Raw genomic sequence first — 19617 nt, 5'->3', positions numbered from 1 at the left:
GAAAAATGAAATTTTTAATTATACTATTTAGTGTTGTTTTTGCTTCAAAATCTTGTTCTAAAGAAAACGGAATTAGTAAAACAGATACCATAGAAACAAGCACACAAAAATTATATTTTAATGCTAAAATTTTTACTGCAGATGCTACAAATCCTTGGGCAGAAGCCATTTTAATTGATGAAAATGAAATCCTTTTTGTAGGTTCTAATGCTGAAGCTGAAAAAAATACGGACGAGAATGCAACTAGAATAGATTTAAAAGGAAAAGTTGTTTTACCAGGTTTTCATGATGTACACATGCATCCTATGGAAGTGGGTTCTACAACAACAGTTTTTACTTTAAATGAAGATGAAACAGATCCAGAAAATTATATTTCAGCAATTAAAAAAGCTGCAACTGACAACCCAAATGTAGAATGGATTATTGGTTTTGGACATTCTATAAACACTCTTTTTAACGCAAACAGAAATCCGTTAGAAATTATTGATGAAGCAGTTTTAGATAGACCCGTAATTATTATGGAACAAACGTCTCATTCTATGTGGATAAATTCTAAAGGTTTAGAATTAGCAGGAATTACAGCTTCAACACCAAATCCACAAGGAGGAATTATTGTGAAAGAAAAAGGAGTTTTACAAGGAATTTTGGTAGATAATGCTGGTGATGTTGTTTTTCAACAAGCAGTTTCTGCTTTGAATGATGCAGATGGAGAATACAAAGGAATGGTAGAATATGTCTTACCAGAATTAGCAAAATACGGAATTACTTCAGTTTCAGATGCAAGAACTTATTGGAAAAGAGACCAACACAAAACGTGGAAAAAATTGGCAGATGATAACGAATTAACTGCAAGATTCAATTTAGGTTTGTGGGCTTATCCAACAGAAAATGATGATACACAAATTGCTACTTTAAAAAGTTTATTTTCTAATGATGAAAACAGTTTGCTAAAAATAAATCAGATAAAATTATATGCTGATGGAATTACACACAACACAACTGCAGCTTTACATACAGATTATAAGGAAGATTTTTTTAATCAACCAACCAATAATGGATTAAATTATTTTACAGAAAGTAGAACTGCAAAATACATTAAAGAATTAGAAGCTGTAGGTTTCGATTTTCATATTCACGCAATAGGAAATCGTGGCGTAACAGAAGCTTTAAATGCAATTCAACAAAGTGGAACAACCAAAGGAAGACACAGATTAACGCACGTAGAAATGGTTACTTCTGCAGATTTAAATCGTTTTAAAACCTTAAATGTAACTGCAGATGCACAAGTTGGTGGCGAATTTACACAACCACAATATTGGCATGATAATGATCATTTATTAGGAAGCGATTTGGCAGACAATCAAGTGCCAATAAAATCGCTAAAAGATGCTAGCGCACGAATTACATTAAGTAGCGACTGGAATGTGAGTTCTTTAAATCCGTTTGTAGGAATCCAAAATGCAGTAACAAGAGTACCGCAAAATATTTCTTTGGAAGAAGCAATAAAAGCCTACACTTTAAATGGCGCTTATGTAATGAGACAAGAAGATAAAGTTGGTTCTTTAAAAGAAGGAAAATTGGCAGATTTTGTAGTTTTAGATAAAGATATTTTTACAATTTCAGCAAATCAAATTAACCAAACAAAAGTAGTTTTAACTGTTTTTGATGGTGAAGAAATTTATAAAAAATAAGTTTGATTACAGTTTCAGAAAACATAAAATTAAGAGAGATTCATAATACAGATTGTGAATCTCTTTTTAAGCTGATGCAAGAAATTTATCCTCCAGCTTACCAACATTTTTGGACAGATAATGGCAATTGGTATATAAACTCTCAATATTTAAAAGAAAACATTTTAAAAGAACTTTCTGTGGATAATGCAGACTATTATTTTATACTTTTTAAGGATGAAGTTGTAGGTAATTTTAGAATTGTTTGGGATGAAAAACTCGCTAATTTATCCGAAGAAAAACAAGTAAAATTACATCGTATTTATCTGCATCAAAATACGCAAGGAAATGGAATTGGTAAAAAGTTACTTTCTTGGTTGGAAGAAAAAGCTAAAGAAAAAGGCTACAAAATTATTTGGTTAGATGCTATGAATGAGCAACCACAAGCTTTTCAATTTTATGAAAAACTTGGGTATCAATATCATTCTCACATTTTTCTACCTTTTGAATTATTACATGATAAGGTTCGAAAAATGAGTCAGGTTTATAAAAAAATCTAAATTTATTCTTTAGATAGAATTTTTACCAACCATAAAATTAAATAAGCCCCAAGACCTAAACCAGCAAATAGCACCAATAAAACGAAAACTATTCTAATATTTTTTGCTGAAAACTGTGTTTTCGTACTCAACCATTCACATACTCCTAAAATCATAATTTTTGTTTTTTTTAGATTATTATTTTAAACTCCTGTACTTCCAAAACCACCAGAACCACGTTCTGTTTCACTTAAAACTTCAACTTCTTTCCAGTTTACACGTTCGTGTTTTGCGATAATTAATTGTGCAATTCTTTCACCATCATTTACTATAAAGTCTTCATTAGAAAGATTTACTAATATTACCCCAATTTCTCCACGATAATCTGCATCTACAGTTCCAGGAGAATTTAGAACGGTAATTCCTTTTTTCGCAGCTAAACCACTTCTTGGTCTTACTTGTGCTTCGAAACCAACAGGTAAAGCTATAAATAAACCAGTTTTAACAATGGCTCTTTCTAAAGGTTTTAGTGTAATTGCTTCACTAATATTTGCTCTTAAATCCATTCCTGCAGCTCCTTCAGTTTCGTAATTTGGAGTTGCGTGTTTCGATTTGTTAATTATTTGTACGTTCATTTTATAAATTGAATAAAAAAGTGATTGTTTCTAAAAATTCTGCTTTCCAAAAAGACTCTGTATGTTTTCCTTCAGGAACTATGTTTGTTCGAATATTTTCTTTCGGAAATCCTAAACCTACTAATAAATTTGCCATATTTTTAGTATCAGGAACCATGTTATCGCCTTCTTTTCCACCAACTAAAAAGTATATTTTAGAGTTTTTCTGATTTCCATTTTCTTTTGTAAAATCATTTACTTTATTAGAAAACCAAAAAGAAGTAGAAAGTGCACCAATTTTACCAAAAACTTTTGGTTTTTTCAAGCCACCATAAAAGGAAATTAATCCTCCTAAAGAACTACCAACAATAGCAGTATTTTCTGGTGCAGTTTTTGTTCTATAATTAGCATCAATATATGGTTTTAAGGTATTTGCTAAAAAATCGACATAAATTGCACCTTTTCCTCCACCATATTTTTCGTGTTTCCAAGGCGTATATTCTTCAATTCTTTTTTCGCCACCATTTTCTACACCAACAACTATAAAGCTTTTTCCTGTTTTATTATAAAGTTTATTAAGTGTTTCATCAATTCCCCATTCTCCTACAAAAGAAGTTTTATCATCAAATAAATTTTGTGCATCATGCATATAAATCACTTCATAATTTTCAGAAGTTTCATTGTAATTTGGTGGTAAATACAACCAAATTTTATGTGAAATATCGTTTAAACCTTCAATAACAAATTCTTTCTCAAGAATGGAAACATTGGCAGCTTTGGTAGATTTTCTTTCTTCAACTTTTGGTTGAGTTTCTGTTTTTTTATCAACCTTTCTTTTGCAGGAAATTACAATAAAAAAAAAGCAAAAAAGTAATACAAAGTTAGTTTTCATATGAAGTTTACTAATAATGACAAATATAATAAATAGCTAAAGGTTTCCTTAAAAGTTAATAGTTTTCTTACTTTTGATTTTAAAATGAATCAATTATGAATGAACAACCAAAAATAGCGGTTATAGGAGGAGGAAGTTGGGCAACAGCAATTGTAAAAATGTTGTCAGAAAATTTAGACACAGTTGGTTGGTATATTAGAAGTAAATCTGCCATAGAACATATTAAGAAAAATAATCATAACCCAAAATACTTACGAGCAGCAGAATTAAACGCATCTCAATTAGATTTAACGAGCGATATAAACAAAACAGTTGCAAATTATGATGTGCTAATTTTTGCAATTCCATCTGCTTTTTTAGTAAGTGAATTAGAGAAACTTAAAAAGTCTTTAAAAGACAAAATTATATTTTCTGCTATAAAAGGGATTGTGCCAGAAACAGGTTTAATTGTTGGAGAACATTTTAATAAAGAATATGATATTCCGTTTGAAAACATTGGCGTAATTACTGGTCCTTGTCACGCAGAAGAGGTTGCAATGGAACGTTTATCTTATTTAACAATTGCTTGTAGAGACGAACAAAAAGCGAAAATTATAAGTAATTCTTTAAAAAGTTGGTACATAAAAACCAAAATTTCTGATGATATTATTGGAACCGAATATGCAGCAATGTTGAAAAACATTTATGCTGTTGCTGCAGGAATTGCTCATGGTTTAGGTTATGGAGACAATTTTCAGTCTGTGTTAATGAGTAACGCAATTCGCGAAATGAAACGTTTTATTAAGAAAGTTCATAAAATGAAACGTAACATTAATAACTCTGCTTATTTAGGAGATTTATTAGTTACAGGATATTCCGTTTTTAGTAGAAACAGACAATTTGGGAATATGATTGGTAAAGGGTATACTGTAAAATCTGCTCAAATGGAAATGAGCATGATTGCAGAAGGTTATTATGCAACCAAAAGCGCTTATAAAATGAAGAAAGAAAATGGTGCAAAAACTCCAATTATAGATGCTGTTTACAATGTTTTATATGCAGATAAAGACGCGAAAAAAGAATTTAAAAAGTTGACTAATAAATTGGATTAATTGTTTAATTTTGAACATTATTATGTTTTATTAAACAATCATCATGAAAACAATACAAGAAGTTGTAGAAAGTACTATTAGAAAAACACCTTTTATTGAAGAAGCACTCAATGAAAAGTTGATTAATGTTTCTTCTTTAGCAAGAATTATTTTACCTGAAGTATCTGCTTCTTTAAAGAAAGATGTTAAGGTTGGTGCAGTAATGATGGCAATTAATAGACTTTCTCCAGCAAGTGAATTACGAATTCGTAAAAACATAAAGAAGCTTGCTTTAGATTTAGGAGACGTAATTGTAAGATCAGATTTGTGTGATTTTACTTTTAAAAATACTACTTCACTTTTAAAAGAAATCGCAAAAATTTTAATGAAATCTTCTGAAAGTTCAGACTACTTTTTAACGGTTTCTCAAGGTATTTTTGAAACAAATATTGTTACCAGTAAAAATTTAGAACCCTTTGTAAATAGAATATTCGAAAAAGAATCGCTTATTTCGAATGTTTTGGACTTGGCTTCAATTACCATAAAACTTCCAAAAGAAAATCAAGAACAATCTGGTATTTACTACTTTATTCTAAAGCAATTAGCTTGGGCAGATATTCCTTTGCAAGAAATTATTTCTACTACAAATGAAATGACAATTGTTGTAAAAGAACAAGATATTAATGAAACTTTTGCCATTTTAATGGATATGAAATTAAGCTAAATTAATGGCAAAACAAGATCCTTACGCAGCTTTAAGAATTAAAGAATTTAATATTTTCTTATTTGTAAGATTTCTATTAGTTTTTGGCTGGTCCATGCAATTTATTGTTATTGAATGGCAAGTATATTCAATAACAAAAGATCCACTTTCTTTAGGAATTATCGGTTTAATGGAAATAATTCCCGCATTTTCAATGGCATTATTTGCAGGACATATTGTAGACCAAAGAGAAAAAAGAAATTTATTAGCCCTTTGTACAGCTGCTTTTTCACTAATTAGTTTAGGGTTGTTTTTATTAACTACAGATAGCATTTTAGAAAGCTGGTCTACAAATTCGGTTTTATATTGTATTTATGGTTTGGTGTTTTTTGGTGGGTTTTTACGTTCTTTTTTTGGACCAACAATTTTTTCTTTAGTAGCGTTATTAGTTCCTAAGAAAATTTATCATAATGCGGCAACTTGGAGCACAAGTACATGGAAAACTGCCGCAGTTTCTGGTGCACTTTTTGGAGGAATTTTTATAGGAAAAATAGGTGTAGACAAAACTTTATGTTTGGTTTTTATCTTGGTAATTTTAGCTTTTATTTTCACTTTTTTAATTAAAAAGAAACCAATTTTAAACAAAAAAATTGGCGAACCAATGAAAGAAAGTTTAAAAGCAGGAGTAAAGTTCGTTTTTCAAAATAAAGCTATTTTGGGTGTTTTAACGTTAGATATGATTGCTGTTTTATTTGGTGGAACAGTTGCAATTTTATCCGTTTTTGCACAAGATGTTTTAAAAGTTGGGCCAGAAGGTTTTGGAATTTTAAATGCATCTATTTCTATGGGAAGTATTGTAACTATGTTTTTAACAACTTATATTCCTATCAACAGAAATACAGGTAAAAAGATGTTAGTTTCCGTCTTTATTTTTGGATTAAGTATTATTGCTTTTGGGTTATCATCTATTTTCTGGGTAAGTGTTTTAGCTTTGTTTGTAAGTGGAGCAGCAGACGGAATTTCTATGGTAATTAGACAAACAATTTTACAATTAAAAACGCCAGATGATATGAGAGGAAGAGTTTCCTCTGTAAATTCTATGTTTGTTGGTTCTTCTAATGAATTAGGTGCTTTCGAAAGTGGTTTAGCTGCTAAATTAATTGGACCAGTTGCAGCAGTAGTTTTTGGCGGAACCATGACTTTAATAACGGTTGTTACAATAGGCGCTGTAAATCCTACTTTAAGAGAATTAGACTTATCAGAAGAAATAGAAGCAAATGAAAAAGAGGACTAATTTTAAAATCAATCCTCTTTTTTTCGAAAAATATAAATTCGAGTAACTTTTATCTATTTTTTACTTTGGAATCTTTCTAAAATTACCTAAACTTAATGTCCAATCATAATCTGCAAACTCTAAATTTTTAGGCTTTTTAGGAGTAATTTTATAATCTGCTAAAATTTGTCTTGCGCCACACAAACCGCCAAAATCTGCTCTAAACCAAGAAAATAATGATACTGATTTTGCAGTTCTTGTTTCCTCATTGTAAGTTGTTTGTTCTTTTAAATATTCAGTTGTCATAAAGTCAAATTCTCTATCTAAACCTTCAGGAGTAAATTTCGCAACAGGTGGACAACTTTTTGCGCCACAATTCAATGCAAAATGAATTCTCCAATCAATATTTTTTACACGCAATTTACGTTCGTATTTTGGTCTAAAGTATTTTCTTAAATATCCCCAGCTTAATTTTACTCTTGAGCGCCTTAAAATATCATGTTCAATTTCATCAAAAGACAATGTTTCTCCAGCAATTTTAACTCTTGGTTTTTTAAAATATGCACCTCTATCTTCATATTCTTTAGGGTTTTCCGTTAAAGAAATTTGAATAAAAGAATTGTAAACATTTACCCAAAATGCAATTTTTTCATTGTCTGTTTTCAACTGATTTGTTAAATCTTCCAAAGTACTATTTGCAAGAATTTCTACTTGCTTGTCGTAAGATTTTTTATTCATTATGTTTTGCAATAAATCTTGCGAAACCTGCGAATAATTTACTGTATCTTGTGCATTGAAATTAAAAGTAGATGCTAAAAAAAGTATTAAAAAAAACTGTTTCATATAAATTTACGTATGTTTAATTATGATGTTAAGTATTATAATCCCTGTATATAATGAACAAGAAAACCTTACTAAAAGGTTGTCGTTTTTATGTGATGAAGCTAACAAGTTTCCTATAGAAATTATTATTTCTAATTCTCCAGAATCTATAGATGAAAGCAAAATGGTTTGTAATAACTATGGTAAAGTTATTCATTTTGACTCTGATAAAAAAGGAAGAGCAGCTCAAATGAACTTTGGAGCCTCTAAATCTAATGGAGACATTCTATTATTTTTACATGCAGATGTTTGCTTGCCAAAGGATTTTTATGTTAAAATTCTAGAAGCCATAAAATCTGGTCATAAAGCAGGTTTTTTTGCTTATAAATTTGATAAAGAAAGTTTTCTATTAAACGTGAACAGCTCTTTTACAAAAAAAGATGGAATGTTTACTGGAGGAGGAGATCAATGCCAGTTTTTTACGAGAGAAATTTTTGAAGAATTAAACGGATTTAACGAAGATTACTGTATTATGGAAGATTTTGAAATGATAGATAGAGTAAGAAAAAACAAGATTCCTTATACAATTGTTCAATCTAAGGCAATAGTAAGTTCAAGAAAATATGAAGAGAATTCCTGGTTAAAAGTTAACTTAATTAATGGATATGTATTTTTAAAGTATAAATTGGGTGCAAGCCCAACAGAATTAAGAAAAACCTATAAAGGTTTGTTAAGAGAAAGTGTATAAAAAAAAACCGTTTTTTGAAACTCAAAAAACGGTTTTTTATTTTATAAATCTATTTTAATAACATAAGATTAGTAATAGATTTTACTTTTTTCTTTTCTCCAGTTAAATCTCCTTCTTCATCAGTTAATTCAATCTCTTTTTCAACCCAAGTAATAGAGAATTTCTTGTTGATAAAATCATCGTCATACAAGCTAATTTCTATTTCTTCGTCAATATCATAAAATAAAACTTCCTTCTTGTCATTGTCTACAAATTTGTAATAATCATCATCTGTAATACCAAGAAAAGTTGCTATTAAAGTATTTTCGTTAATAGTTGTTTTTGATGTAAAAGATAGAGATGCAGAGATAAATAGCACGAATGCTAAATTGAATATTGTTTTCATTGTTTTTTAATTTTAAGGTTATTTTTAATAAATATAGTAGCCTTTCTTTTTCCCTAAAAGAAATTGCTTTTGTTGAAGTTAAACGAACTATATTTTCATAAGCCATAAAATTGATATTTAGCTATAACAAAGATAAATTATTTTTAAATTATATATCAAAATATTTTTTGATATTTTTTATTAAATAATTAAATTTTATTCCAGCCCAATTTATCTGTAATTCAGTAAGTTAAAGTCTATTTTTAGTTTTTAAAATAATAGTTAAGTTTATTGAAAATTAGTAGCAGTTTTAAGATTTTCATCTAATTCTTGTTGATGTTTTTTGGTGGTTTTTTCGTCCCAAGAAAATGTGTTTTTAAATAATTGTAGAACATAATCTTTATGTAATTCTACACTTGGTTTGTCGAAAAATAAACGACCAGTTCTTCGCATAAAAAAGTCAGTTGGAGTGCAAGTCATTTCATTATCAATACAGAACAAAACTTCTGCTTTTATCATTTTCTTTTTCTCACCTTCTTCAGACATTTCTAAAGATAAATCGTCGTATTTCTGTAAAATTGTGTCTGTTTGTTTTCCATAATTATAAACTAAATATTTTGCATCATTTTCATCGAAATCTACTTCAGCAATTCTGTTGTGTATGGCATCTATATAGCTTTTAACCTCTTCAAAATTTTCAAAAGTTCCACCAGAAAGCACCAATTCTTTTGTTTTTATATCTTCAAATTCTTTATCAAATCTGCGTTCATATTTCTTGGCAACCAAATCTACAATACGTTCTGCCATTTTTCTATAGCCCGTTAATTTTCCTCCAGCAATTGAAATTAGTTCTGTATCAGAAACAAATATTTCATCTTTTCGAGATAATTCAGATGCCGATTTTCCTTCTTCATGAATCAAAGGACGCAAACCAGCCCAAGAAGATTGTATATCTTCTAAAGAAATATTAATTTCTGGAAACATATTATTAACAGCAGATATTAAATAAGTGGCATCTACCAAACTCGTTTCTACATTGTCTTTATCTTGTTGATAATTGGTATCTGTGGTTCCAAAATAAGTAACTCTTCCTCTTGGAATTGCGAACATCATTCGTCCATCAGGAACATCGAAATAAACAGATTGTTTTACCGGTAATTTTTCGTGTGCAACTACTAAATGGACTCCTTTTGTTAAGTGCAAACGTTTCCCGGTTTTAGAATGATTCGTCTGTCTTAAAGTATCTACCCAAGGTCCAGTTGCGTTTACCACATATTTTGCTTTTATATTAAAAGGTGTATCAGAAAAAGTATCTTTTACTTTTGCACCAACAACTCTTTCATCTTCATAAATAAATTCTGTTGCTGTTGTGTAATTGATAATTTTTGCATCATAATCTAACGCAGTTTTTAAAACCTCTAAAGTTAAACGAGCATCATCTGTTCTGTATTCTGCATAATAACCAGCGCCATTTAAAATCTTTTTTGGTAACAAAGGTTCTTTATCTAAAGCTTCCTTTTTATCTAACATTTTACGTCTATCTTCACCTTCTACAGAAGCTAAAATATCGTATACTTTCAAACCAATTGAAGTTAACCATTCACCATAAGTTCCACCATCAATTAAAGGTAAAATCATTTTTTCTGGAATGACTAAATGTGGTGCCAATTTATGTACAATTGCACGCTCTGTACCCACTTCTTTCACTAACCAGAAATCGAATTGTTTTAAGTAGCGTAAACCTCCATGAATTAGTTTTGTAGATTTACTTGAAGTTCCAGAAGCAAAATCGTTTTTCTCAATTAAAGCTACTTTCATTCCACGAGATGCTGCGTCTAAAGCAATTCCTGCACCTGTAATTCCACCACCAATTATTAAAACATCAAATTCTGTGGACTGTAAATCTTTGGTAATTTTTTCTCTATTTGAGAAGGAGAATTTTAGCATTGTAAAAGTTAAATTTTATAAATAAATTATCAAAAAGACTATATTTGTTAGCAAAATACAAAAAAAGCTAAAATTTCCTTATATGAACTACAAATACCTTAAAATCTCCCTACTTTTTTTACTTTTTATTTCTGTTTCAATTACAGCACAAACACCAAAAGAAAAACAGGATATAACTAGGGAATATGATTTATCGAAATTAAAAAATCTTAAAGAAAAGTTTCAAAAAAAGTTTTCAGAAGAAAAAAACAGAGCAATTTTACTCGCTACTCAAAGAGGTTGGAAAATTAAATATACAGAAAATGGGACTTATTACGAGTTAATGAGAATTTCTGAAGAAGGAAAACCATTATATTATAAAACAGACAATGTAGATGCCGCTGTTTCTACTAGAGCAAACTTTTTACATAAAGATGGTGGTCTTGGATTAGATTTAGAAGGTCAAGGAATGACTGCTTACGTTTGGGATGGTGGTTTAGCAAGAACTACTCATCAAGAGTATGATGGAGATGGAGGAGAAAATAGATTTTCTATTGGAGATGGAACTACAGAGTTAAACTTCCATGCAGCACATGTTATGGGAACTATAATATCTTCTGGTTTTGAACCAGCTGCAAAAGGTATGGCACCAAAAGCAAAAGGTATTGGAAATGATTGGGATAATGATATCGCCGAAACAACAGCTGCAGCTGCAGAAGGAATGCTTCTTTCTAATCATTCTTATGGTTTTAATGCAGATAATATTCCAGATTGGACATTTGGTGCGTATGGAGAAGCTGCTAGAGAATGGGATGAAGTAATGTATAATGCACCTTATTACTTAACAGTATTTTCTGCTGGTAATGATGGTGGAAATAATTCTGCAAATGCAGAACCATTAGAAGGTAATAGTTCTTTTGATAAAATAAACACAAATAAAACTTCTAAAAATTCAATGGTTGTTGCAAACGGACAAGACGCAACAATTAATGCAGATGGTACTTTATCTAATGTGGTTAGAAACTCTGGAAGTTCAGAAGGACCAATGGACGATTTAAGAATTAAACCAGATATTATGGGGAATGGAACAGGTTTATATTCCTCTTATGAATCTTCAGATGATGCTTATAGTACTATTACAGGTACTTCTATGGCTGCTCCTAATGTAACAGGTTCTTTGTTATTATTACAACAACATCACAAAGAATCTTATGGTAACTTTATGAGAGCCGCTACTTTAAAAGGATTGGCATTACATACTGCAGACGATACAGATATTGCTGGACCAGACCCACATACAGGTTGGGGTTTAATGAATACAAAAGTTGCAGCAGAAACAATAACTAAAAATGGTTTTGAGTCTTGGATTTCTGAAGAAGTTTTATCTAATGGAGGCACCTACTCAATTACTGTAAAGTCAGATGGTTTTAACCCATTATTAGCATCTATTTCTTGGACAGACAAGCCAGGAGAAATAAGTGATGGAACTGCAAATAACCCAAAAGCTGCATTAGTTAATGATTTAGATATAAGAGTTACACAAGGCTCTAATGAATATAAACCTTGGAGATTAACAGGTGTTTATAGTAATGAAAAAGGAGATAATTTAGTAGATCCTTACGAAAGAGTAGATATTGATAATCCTTCAGGAGAATATACAATTACAGTTACTCATAAAGGAACTTTGGCAGAAGATCAAAGATTTTCTTTAATTGTAACTGGTATTTCTGGTGAATTTACATTTTTAGCAGATTCGTCAGAAAAAGGATTGTGTTCAGAAAATGATGCGGTTTTTAATTTTGAATATAGACAAGCAGTTGCTGGAACAACAGACTTTACTTTATCTGGTGTGCCAGCAGGAATGACAACAGCATTCTCTAACCAGTCTTTAAGTGCTAATGGAAACTTTACAATTACTTTTGGTAATTTAGAAAATGTGCCTGCAGGACCATATGATATTGAAGTTATTGGAGATAACGGAAATGAAACTCAAAAAAGAACTATAAGATTAACAGTATATCATCCAAGTTTTTCAGATAATCCATCAGAGTTAGAATATCCAGCTAATGGAGAAAAAGGGATTTCTTTTACAAAAATTGAATTACGTTGGAAAAATAATTTAAACGCAAACAACTATAAAGTAGAAGTATCAGATTCACCATCTTTTACTAACATTGCTTATACTGGCGATGTTAAAAGTACTACTTTTGGCATTGAAGGATTGCAAAGTGGTACTGTTTATTATTGGAGAATAAAACCTAAAAACGATTGTGGAATAGGAGAATTTTCATCAATATTTAGTTTTCAAACAGGTTCTGAAGATTGTACAAATGTGTACTCTGCAACAGACTTTACAAATGCTTCTGCAATGCCTTTTACTACAAATCAAACTTTTTATGTACCAATAGAAGTTACAGATGATTTACTAATTAATGACATTAAAGTTACAGTAGACATTACACATTCAGAGGTTCAAGATTTAACATTAGTTGTAAAAGAGCCAATTGCAAATGGTACAAAACAAGCAACGCTATTATCTAAAGTATGTGATGATACAGATGATATTTCTAACGTAACTTTTGATGACGATGCAGCCGAATTAGTATGTGGATCAGAAAAACCTGCTGTTTCAGGAATGGTAAAACCAGAACAACCTTTAAAAGGTTTTGGAGGATTAATGTCTAAAGGAACTTGGCTTTTTGAAGTAAATGATTTTGATTTATTTGATGGAGGACAAATTAACTCTGCTTCAATTACTATTTGTGCATCTGTAGAAATTACAAGTATTCCTTCTCTTACATCTTCTATAATTAAATTAGATGCAAATTCTACATACACAATAACAAATGCTAATATGGAAGCAACTTCTGCTTCAGAAACAGCAGAACAGCAAATATTTACACTTGTAGAACAACCAATTAAAGGGCAACTTCAAAGAGAAGGAATAACTTTAAACGCTGGCGACACTTTTACACAAGCAGATATTTCTTCTAATAAAATAACATTTGTAAACTCGCAATCTACTTCTTTTGCAGACCAATTTAGAGTAGATGTTACAAATGCTGCAAATGGATGGTTGGCAAATCAAATAATTATAATAGAAGAAAAAACATTAACAATTAATGAGTTTTCTTTAGATAACGTTTCTTTTTGGCCAAATCCAACCAAAGATGTTTTAAATATTAAGTTGAATAACGCTACATCTGATAACGTTGTTATAACCTTATTCGATCTGCAAGGAAGAAAAGTAATTACTACTTTAGACAAACCATCAAACTTAATTTTCACTAAAGAAATTAACACTAAAAACGTTTCTTCTGGGGTGTATTTATTAAGTATATCACAAGGAAATAAGAAAGCAACTAAAAAGATTATTATTACTAAATAATTTCTTTTTTGTTGAAAACAAATAAAAGAGCCAAAATTAATTATATTTTGGCTCTTTTTAATTTTTTGCAAAAGTATAAATTTAACATAGTTTGTCTTTTCTTTTTTTTATTTTTATAAAAAAAGAAATGTCAATATCAGATTTATATTTTAACGGAGAACATAAAAAAGAAATCGGACACTTTGCAAACATTGTAAAAATAGCAAAAGCCGATGGAAAAATTAGCGACGGCGAAAGAGCCTTGTTGCTTAAGACTGCAAATAGACTTAATATAAGTTTAGAAGAATTTACAGTTATTTTAAATAACCCAGAAAAATTTCCAATAAACCCACCAGTTAGTTACGACGAAAGAATAGAGCGTTTATATCGTTTAACCAAAATGGTTTTGGCTAGTGGAGAAGTGCATTTAAAAGAGCAAAAGTTGTTTGAAAAAATCGCTATTGGTTTACATTTTCATAACGATAGAGCAGAAAAGGTTTGTGTAGAAGCTATAGAATTAGTGATAAAAAATATTGATTTAGACGATTTTATTCTTGCAATTAAAAAAGTAGATAGTATTTAGAATCTAACCTAAAATATCAGTGGGTTTTCCATCAATACTAGTTTGGTTTTTATCTTCCCAGTACTGTGCTATTTTTTCTTTTCCTTGGCTTTCTGCCCAATCATTTAATTGATTTCTTTCCCCTTTATATTCATAAAAAGGAATAGACATTCCACAAGAATCTTGTGCGCTTTCAACAGTAATATCAAAAACTTGTCTTGCACCTGGTATATTTGGAAATAACTTAATAGCATCTTCCCATTCTTTATCTTTAGGATGAATCGCTTTTCCTTTTCCATAAATTCGAAGAATATTTGGGGTACCTTCAAAAGAACAAAACATCATGGTAATTTTATTATTTTCTAAAATATGAGCAGCAGTTTCGTTTCCACTTCCAGTTAAATTCAACCAAAGAATTCGGTTTTCATCTACAACTCGAATAGAATCCATTCCTTTTGGAGATAAATTTATTCTTCCTTCATTTGGAGCAGTAGCAACAAAAAACATTTTTTGAGCTTCCATAAATTTCTGAACTCTGGAAGTAAGTTTTGTGTAAAATTTAGACATATAGTCACTTGTTAAATTGATTTTTTAAAGATACAAGTAACCACTTTAAATACAAAATCAATATAAAGGTTATACGTTTTAAAAAAATAATTTACATTTATGGTTTTTCACAAAGTTTAGAGTTCCTTCCCTTTGGGAAGGTTAGGATGGGCTTTTTAAAATCATCTTTCATGGAATATGGATTTCTTTCAGTAATACCACCAATTGTAGCCATTATTTTAGCACTAAAAACAAAGCAAGTTTATATCGCTTTGTTATTCGGAATTTGGTTTTCTTGGTTGATAATCGAAGGCTGGAATCCATTAAATGGAACTTTAGCCATGATTGAAGGAATGGTAGACGTTTTTCAAGACAAAGGAAGTACAAGAACAATTATGTTTAGTGCTTTGGTTGGTGCATTATTAATTTTTATTCAGTTTTCGAGAGGAGTAGAGGGTTTTATCAATATTATAAATAAAAAATTGGTAAAATATGAAAATAAGAAATCAGGTTATAGCAAAGTAATGGTTCAGGTTTTGGCAACTTTTACAGGACTTTTATTATTTGTAGAAACAAGTATTTCTTCTTTAACAGTTGGGACTTTATATCGTCCAATTTTCGATAAACTAGGAATTCCGCGTGAAAAACTCGCTTACATTGCAGACTCAAGTTCTGCACCTTCATCAATTTTAATTCCCTTCAATGCTTGGGGCGCATTTATTATGGGATTGTTACTAACTCAAGGAATTGACAAGCCTTTTGCAGTCATGATTTCTTCTATTAAATATAATTTTTATCCACTTTTAGCCATCGGAATTTTATTCTTTATCATTTTATCAAGAAAGGATTTTGGCCCAATGAAAAAAGCTGAAAAAAGAACAAAAGAAACAGGTTTATTAATGAACGAAAATTCCAAACCAATGGTTTCAGATGAGGTTACATCATTTCCGCCAAAAGAAGGAATTCCTGCAAGAGCGTATAATATGGTTGTGCCTTTAGCAACAATGGTTTTTATGATGCCAATAAATTTAATTTACACAGGTTGGGCTGAAGTCAAAGAATTCTCATCCACTTTCGATCATATAAAACAAGCAATTGGAGCAGGTTCAGGTTCATCATCTGTTTTATATGCTGTAATTACAGCACTTTTAGTGGCAATTATTATGTATATGATTCAAGGTTTTTTAAAGCCTAAAGAAGCTGTAAACTTAACCTTAAAAGGAATTAGCGAATTAATGCCTTTGGCTTTATTAATGTTATTAGCATTCGCAATTGGAAACGCTTGTAAAGAATTAGAAACTGGAGTTTATGTTGCTAATGCAACCAAAGAATGGTTATCGCCAGAATTATTACCGGCTGTTGTTTTTGTAATTAGTTCGTTTATAGCCTTTTCTACAGGAACTTCTTGGGGAACTTTTGCTATTATGTTGGCTATTTCTGTTCCAATGGCAAATATTCATGGCGCAGATTTAACAATTGTTGTTGCAGCAACTTTAGGAGGCGGAATTTTTGGAGATCATTGTTCACCAATTTCAGACACTTCTATAATATCTTCTATGGCTTCTGCTAGCGATCATATAGATCATGTAAAAACACAATTGCCTTATGCTTTGGTTGGTGGTGCAATTACTGTTATTTTGTATTTGATTATTGGGTTTTTTGGCTAAAAATAAATTTTATGAAAGACAACAAAATATTAAAAAAGACAACGAAAACAATTAGTGATGGTGCTGACCAAATTCTAGATCAACTTAAAAACGGACTTTCTAAAATTGGAGATTTAGGAACAAATACAAAAAACAAGTTTATTGACTATGTTAAAGATGTTTTTAATGTTTTACCTTTATTAGAAAAAGCAGGTTTTAGAACAAATAGATTAATTGTTGGAGTTTCAATTCCGCCTTCTGTAGAAATTCATTTTAGTAGATTTAAAGAAATAGACAAAAAAGAAATTGATGAATTATATGAAGAGTATAAGGATAAGAAAATGTTTAAGTTGATTTTAAAATCATTGTTAATGTCTAATGACTTTCAATCCAAATTATCTTCAGAAAGTTTAGTTTTTGCTGAAACATGTATTGAGATTTCTATCCCACCAAAGGTGAGTATCAAATATTTAAATAAGGATATAGCCAACTTGGTTAAACTAGAAGCTGATTTTGATTAATTTACTTTGCCAAAACCCCACGTTTTTTCAATTCAGGAATTTCTCTTAATGCACCTTCTTTAACGGTATTTTCTTTGAATAAAAACGTTTTTTCGTACAAAGTATTTCCTTCAAAAAAAGTTACTTGAAAACGATTATTTAGTTTGAATAATTCTGGTTGCATAAATTCAATTTTTGCGAAAGAATTTGCGGGCAGTTTATCTACTTTTTTACGTAATAAAGAAGTCGTTTTTTTCTCTGAAAAACCTTGAGAAACAATCACTACCATTTCTAAATCAACATTTTTATTGTTGATTAAATATACATTCCAATCATTAGTTTTGTAAATGTCGTTAAACTCATATACAACAGCCATTTCTACGTCTGTAACTTCTGGTATTTTAATGTCTTTTTTCATGTATGCTGAATTTATTTCAGAATAATTAAAAGGTTATTATTTTGTAAAAACGAGTATTTTTTGTCCTTCAGAATCAAAGAAATTCAACGTATTTTCAGCAACAGAATAGGTATCTATTTTTGATAATAGTGAACTAAAAGCATCAGAAATTTTCATTTCTGCACACATCATTTTTGTTTCACCAAACATTGAAAATTTGATGGTTTTTTCATCAATAGTATTTATGGATGAAAAGTAGTTATTACAACCATTATTACCACTAACTTTTTCTCCTTCAAATTTAATAATAGGAGTTTTTTGAGTTTTGGTAAGTTCTTCTTTTGTAATATTCTGTATTTCAGAAACAGTCCAAGTTCCTTCAACAGTATTTAAAAAGTCTACTTTGGTTTTCTTATTTTCTGAATTTGAACCACAAGAAACCATAAGAATTGTACAAAAAATTAAAAGTATATTTTTCATTGTATTTATTTTAGAAAAAATATTTCAAAAAGTATACCAATTTATTGTTTAGAAACCCAAATTTCAAGGAAATCTTCTTTAGAAATTTCTGTACCATCACAATCTTCGATTGTTAAAGTATGTTCACCTAAATTTCCAAACTCATCTTTTGGGTTTTCTTCACTATATTTTAAAACTTTTCCATTTTGATACACAGTAATTTGTTTCAAAATTTCATCAGCATCATTGGTTTCAAAATACCAAGTAGAGTTTCCCCAATTCGAGTATTCGTCATCTCTTCCTTCGTCCCAAAATTGTGTAAAGTAATTCATTAAATTACAGACTTAAACTGTTCCAAGAAACGTTTATCATTTTCATAAAACATTCTAATATCTGGTATTTGATATAACAACATTGCTATACGTTCAATTCCCATTCCAAAGGCGTAACCAGAGTATTTTGTAGGATCTATATTTGCGTTTTTAAGCACATTAGGATCTACCATTCCACAACCCATAATTTCTAACCAACCTGTACCTTTTGTAATTCTGTAATCGGTTTCTGTTTCTAATCCCCAATAAATATCTACTTCTGCACTTGGCTCTGTAAATGGGAAATAAGAAGGACGTAAACGAATTTTAGATTTCCCAAACATCTCTTTCGTAAAGTATAAAAGTGTTTGTTTTAAATCGGCAAAAGAAACGTCAGTATCAATATACAAACCTTCCACTTGATGAAAAATACAATGTGCTCTTGCAGAAATATCTTCATTTCTAAAAACTCTTCCAGGAGAAATAGTTCTAATAGGAGGCTGATTTTCTTCCATATAACGAACTTGTACAGAAGAAGTATGTGTTCTTAGTAAAATATCTGGATCTTGTTCAATAAAAAACGTGTCTTGCATGTCTCTTGCAGGATGATATTCTGGCAAGTTCAATGCAGTAAAATTATGCCAATCGTCTTCTATTTCGGGTCCTTCAGAAACCGTAAAACCAATTCTATTGAAAACTTCAATAATTTGATTTTTCACCAAAGAGATTGGATGACGAGAACCTAACTCAATTGGTTCTGCAGGCCTTGTTAAGTCTCCATAAAAAGATTTTTGACTCGAAGAATTGTCTAAAGCATCTGTTAATTCTGCAACTTTACCTTCTGCAGATTTTTTTAAATTGTTTAATGCTTGTCCAAAATCTTTACGCATGGAAGCATCTACATTTTTAAATTCAGAAAATAAATCTTTTAGCAAACCTTTGCTTCCTAAATATTTAATTCTAAATGTTTCAACTTCTTCTTTGGTAGTAGCTTTAAATGCTTTTACATCACCAATTAATTCTTTTACTTTATCTAACATTTTCGGGTAAAATTATGGGGCAAATTTAGTGTTTTTTGTAGAGTTTTATCACTCTAAAATTCAAAAAAGGTAATCAGCTTTCGAAATCGATTGAAATAAGGAGAACAAGATGTTAAATAAAATTAAATTTTTATTTTGTCAATTCAGAAATTACTTATCTTTGTTACT

General features: G+C 30.0%; 21 protein-coding genes. 10 read left to right on the top strand and 11 right to left on the bottom strand.

Going from position 1 to position 19617, the window contains the following annotated elements; genetic code table 11:
- The first annotated feature begins 5 nt into the window (after positions 1–5).
- Complete coding sequence (locus tag H9W90_RS12575; protein ID WP_187481937.1) at positions 6–1691, top strand: amidohydrolase; 1686 nt, start codon at positions 6–8, stop codon at positions 1689–1691.
- Between the two features lie 2 nt (positions 1692–1693).
- On the top strand, positions 1694–2230 hold the full coding sequence (locus H9W90_RS12570; RefSeq protein ID WP_187481936.1) for a GNAT family N-acetyltransferase: 537 nt from the start codon (positions 1694–1696) through the stop codon (positions 2228–2230).
- Between the two features lie 2 nt (positions 2231–2232).
- Here the strand turns inward: H9W90_RS12570 and H9W90_RS12565 are convergent, their stop codons facing one another.
- Genes H9W90_RS12565 through H9W90_RS12555 form a run of 3 tightly spaced genes read right to left on the bottom strand, consistent with a single transcriptional unit; the run spans position 2233 to position 3715 of the window.
- Positions 2233–2385 carry a PspC domain-containing protein gene (locus H9W90_RS12565; protein WP_088352470.1) on the bottom strand — a complete coding sequence of 51 codons (153 nt, stop codon included), beginning with the start codon at positions 2383–2385 and terminating at the stop codon, positions 2233–2235.
- 27 nt (positions 2386–2412) lie between these two features.
- Positions 2413–2844 (bottom strand): dUTP diphosphatase, encoded by a 432-nt coding sequence (gene dut, locus H9W90_RS12560; protein WP_187481935.1) that lies wholly within the window; start codon positions 2842–2844, stop codon positions 2413–2415.
- A 1-nt stretch (position 2845) separates the two neighbouring features.
- Positions 2846–3715 carry an alpha/beta hydrolase gene (locus tag H9W90_RS12555; RefSeq protein ID WP_187481934.1) on the bottom strand — a complete coding sequence of 290 codons (870 nt, stop codon included), beginning with the start codon at positions 3713–3715 and terminating at the stop codon, positions 2846–2848.
- 95 nt (positions 3716–3810) lie between these two features.
- Here H9W90_RS12555 and H9W90_RS12550 point away from each other — a divergent pair, with 95 nt between their 5' ends.
- Genes H9W90_RS12550 through H9W90_RS12540 form a run of 3 tightly spaced genes read left to right on the top strand, consistent with a single transcriptional unit; the run spans position 3811 to position 6782 of the window.
- Positions 3811–4806: an NAD(P)H-dependent glycerol-3-phosphate dehydrogenase gene (locus H9W90_RS12550; RefSeq protein ID WP_187481933.1), complete on the top strand. Its 996-nt coding sequence runs from the start codon at positions 3811–3813 to the stop codon at positions 4804–4806.
- Positions 4807–4849: 43 nt separating this feature from the next.
- Positions 4850–5509 carry a hypothetical protein gene (locus H9W90_RS12545; RefSeq protein WP_187481932.1) on the top strand — a complete coding sequence of 220 codons (660 nt, stop codon included), beginning with the start codon at positions 4850–4852 and terminating at the stop codon, positions 5507–5509.
- A 4-nt stretch (positions 5510–5513) separates the two neighbouring features.
- Positions 5514–6782 (top strand): MFS transporter, encoded by a 1269-nt coding sequence (locus H9W90_RS12540; protein ID WP_187481931.1) that lies wholly within the window; start codon positions 5514–5516, stop codon positions 6780–6782.
- A gap of 60 nt (positions 6783–6842) precedes the next feature.
- Here H9W90_RS12540 and H9W90_RS12535 read toward each other — a convergent pair whose 3' ends face one another.
- Positions 6843–7604 carry a DUF547 domain-containing protein gene (locus H9W90_RS12535; RefSeq protein ID WP_187481930.1) on the bottom strand — a complete coding sequence of 254 codons (762 nt, stop codon included), beginning with the start codon at positions 7602–7604 and terminating at the stop codon, positions 6843–6845.
- A gap of 22 nt (positions 7605–7626) precedes the next feature.
- Here H9W90_RS12535 and H9W90_RS12530 point away from each other — a divergent pair, with 22 nt between their 5' ends.
- The gene (locus H9W90_RS12530; RefSeq protein WP_187481929.1) at positions 7627–8331 is read left to right on the top strand and encodes a TIGR04283 family arsenosugar biosynthesis glycosyltransferase; all 705 of its coding nucleotides are present in this window, start codon (positions 7627–7629) and stop codon (positions 8329–8331) included.
- A 49-nt stretch (positions 8332–8380) separates the two neighbouring features.
- On the opposite strand, the gene H9W90_RS12525 is transcribed toward H9W90_RS12530, so the two are convergent.
- Complete coding sequence (locus tag H9W90_RS12525; protein ID WP_187481928.1) at positions 8381–8716, bottom strand: hypothetical protein; 336 nt, start codon at positions 8714–8716, stop codon at positions 8381–8383.
- A 267-nt stretch (positions 8717–8983) separates the two neighbouring features.
- Complete coding sequence (locus H9W90_RS12520) at positions 8984–10642, bottom strand: glycerol-3-phosphate dehydrogenase/oxidase (protein ID WP_187481927.1); 1659 nt, start codon at positions 10640–10642, stop codon at positions 8984–8986.
- A gap of 82 nt (positions 10643–10724) precedes the next feature.
- Between H9W90_RS12520 and H9W90_RS12515 the strand changes: the two genes are divergently transcribed.
- Both H9W90_RS12515 and H9W90_RS12510 read left to right on the top strand, forming a co-directional pair.
- The gene (locus tag H9W90_RS12515; RefSeq protein WP_187481926.1) at positions 10725–14009 is read left to right on the top strand and encodes a S8 family serine peptidase; all 3285 of its coding nucleotides are present in this window, start codon (positions 10725–10727) and stop codon (positions 14007–14009) included.
- 127 nt (positions 14010–14136) lie between these two features.
- Positions 14137–14571, top strand: a complete 435-nt coding sequence (locus H9W90_RS12510) for a TerB family tellurite resistance protein (protein WP_187481925.1) — start codon at positions 14137–14139, stop codon at positions 14569–14571.
- 3 nt (positions 14572–14574) lie between these two features.
- Here H9W90_RS12510 and H9W90_RS12505 read toward each other — a convergent pair whose 3' ends face one another.
- Positions 14575–15117: a pyridoxamine 5'-phosphate oxidase family protein gene (locus tag H9W90_RS12505; protein WP_187481924.1), complete on the bottom strand. Its 543-nt coding sequence runs from the start codon at positions 15115–15117 to the stop codon at positions 14575–14577.
- A 170-nt stretch (positions 15118–15287) separates the two neighbouring features.
- On the opposite strand from H9W90_RS12505, the gene H9W90_RS12500 reads away from it, so the two are divergent.
- A complete protein-coding gene (locus tag H9W90_RS12500; RefSeq protein WP_187481923.1) occupies positions 15288–16763 on the top strand; it encodes a Na+/H+ antiporter NhaC family protein in 1476 nt (491 codons plus the stop codon).
- An 11-nt stretch (positions 16764–16774) separates the two neighbouring features.
- Positions 16775–17263 (top strand): hypothetical protein, encoded by a 489-nt coding sequence (locus H9W90_RS12495; protein ID WP_187481922.1) that lies wholly within the window; start codon positions 16775–16777, stop codon positions 17261–17263.
- Position 17264: 1 nt separating this feature from the next.
- On the opposite strand, the gene H9W90_RS12490 is transcribed toward H9W90_RS12495, so the two are convergent.
- The 4 genes from H9W90_RS12490 to pheS are packed head-to-tail and all read right to left on the bottom strand — an operon-like array spanning position 17265 to position 19449.
- Positions 17265–17660: a hypothetical protein gene (locus tag H9W90_RS12490; protein ID WP_187481921.1), complete on the bottom strand. Its 396-nt coding sequence runs from the start codon at positions 17658–17660 to the stop codon at positions 17265–17267.
- A gap of 36 nt (positions 17661–17696) precedes the next feature.
- Positions 17697–18119: an META domain-containing protein gene (locus tag H9W90_RS12485; RefSeq protein WP_187481920.1), complete on the bottom strand. Its 423-nt coding sequence runs from the start codon at positions 18117–18119 to the stop codon at positions 17697–17699.
- A 41-nt stretch (positions 18120–18160) separates the two neighbouring features.
- The gene (locus H9W90_RS12480; RefSeq protein ID WP_187481919.1) at positions 18161–18430 is read right to left on the bottom strand and encodes a hypothetical protein; all 270 of its coding nucleotides are present in this window, start codon (positions 18428–18430) and stop codon (positions 18161–18163) included.
- Complete coding sequence (gene pheS / locus H9W90_RS12475) at positions 18430–19449, bottom strand: phenylalanine--tRNA ligase subunit alpha (RefSeq protein WP_088352451.1); 1020 nt, start codon at positions 19447–19449, stop codon at positions 18430–18432. Before pheS ends, H9W90_RS12480 begins: the two co-directional genes overlap by 1 nt.
- Positions 19450–19617: the final 168 nt, after the last annotated feature.

This window comes from Polaribacter pectinis, assembly GCF_014352875.1.
Taxonomy (GTDB): domain Bacteria; phylum Bacteroidota; class Bacteroidia; order Flavobacteriales; family Flavobacteriaceae; genus Polaribacter; species Polaribacter pectinis.
The sequence above is the reverse complement of the archived record's forward strand: the minus strand, read 5'-3'. Positions and strand labels throughout refer to the sequence as shown.

Coding starts and splice junctions, on each gene's coding strand:
- dut (WP_187481935.1), bottom strand. CDS start 2,844: ATGAACGTACAAATAATTAACAAATCGAAACACGCAACTCCAAATTAC.
- H9W90_RS12555 (WP_187481934.1), bottom strand. CDS start 3,715: ATGAAAACTAACTTTGTATTACTTTTTTGCTTTTTTTTTATTGTAATT.
- H9W90_RS12565 (WP_088352470.1), bottom strand. CDS start 2,385: ATGATTTTAGGAGTATGTGAATGGTTGAGTACGAAAACACAGTTTTCA.
- H9W90_RS12495 (WP_187481922.1), top strand. CDS start 16,775: ATGAAAGACAACAAAATATTAAAAAAGACAACGAAAACAATTAGTGAT.
- H9W90_RS12530 (WP_187481929.1), top strand. CDS start 7,627: ATGATGTTAAGTATTATAATCCCTGTATATAATGAACAAGAAAACCTT.
- H9W90_RS12510 (WP_187481925.1), top strand. CDS start 14,137: ATGTCAATATCAGATTTATATTTTAACGGAGAACATAAAAAAGAAATC.
- H9W90_RS12540 (WP_187481931.1), top strand. CDS start 5,514: ATGGCAAAACAAGATCCTTACGCAGCTTTAAGAATTAAAGAATTTAAT.
- H9W90_RS12500 (WP_187481923.1), top strand. CDS start 15,288: ATGGAATATGGATTTCTTTCAGTAATACCACCAATTGTAGCCATTATT.
- H9W90_RS12505 (WP_187481924.1), bottom strand. CDS start 15,117: ATGTCTAAATTTTACACAAAACTTACTTCCAGAGTTCAGAAATTTATG.
- H9W90_RS12515 (WP_187481926.1), top strand. CDS start 10,725: ATGAACTACAAATACCTTAAAATCTCCCTACTTTTTTTACTTTTTATT.
- H9W90_RS12520 (WP_187481927.1), bottom strand. CDS start 10,642: ATGCTAAAATTCTCCTTCTCAAATAGAGAAAAAATTACCAAAGATTTA.
- pheS (WP_088352451.1), bottom strand. CDS start 19,449: ATGTTAGATAAAGTAAAAGAATTAATTGGTGATGTAAAAGCATTTAAA.
- H9W90_RS12485 (WP_187481920.1), bottom strand. CDS start 18,119: ATGAAAAATATACTTTTAATTTTTTGTACAATTCTTATGGTTTCTTGT.
- H9W90_RS12550 (WP_187481933.1), top strand. CDS start 3,811: ATGAATGAACAACCAAAAATAGCGGTTATAGGAGGAGGAAGTTGGGCA.
- H9W90_RS12575 (WP_187481937.1), top strand. CDS start 6: ATGAAATTTTTAATTATACTATTTAGTGTTGTTTTTGCTTCAAAATCT.
- H9W90_RS12490 (WP_187481921.1), bottom strand. CDS start 17,660: ATGAAAAAAGACATTAAAATACCAGAAGTTACAGACGTAGAAATGGCT.
- H9W90_RS12545 (WP_187481932.1), top strand. CDS start 4,850: ATGAAAACAATACAAGAAGTTGTAGAAAGTACTATTAGAAAAACACCT.
- H9W90_RS12535 (WP_187481930.1), bottom strand. CDS start 7,604: ATGAAACAGTTTTTTTTAATACTTTTTTTAGCATCTACTTTTAATTTC.
- H9W90_RS12525 (WP_187481928.1), bottom strand. CDS start 8,716: ATGAAAACAATATTCAATTTAGCATTCGTGCTATTTATCTCTGCATCT.
- H9W90_RS12480 (WP_187481919.1), bottom strand. CDS start 18,430: ATGAATTACTTTACACAATTTTGGGACGAAGGAAGAGATGACGAATAC.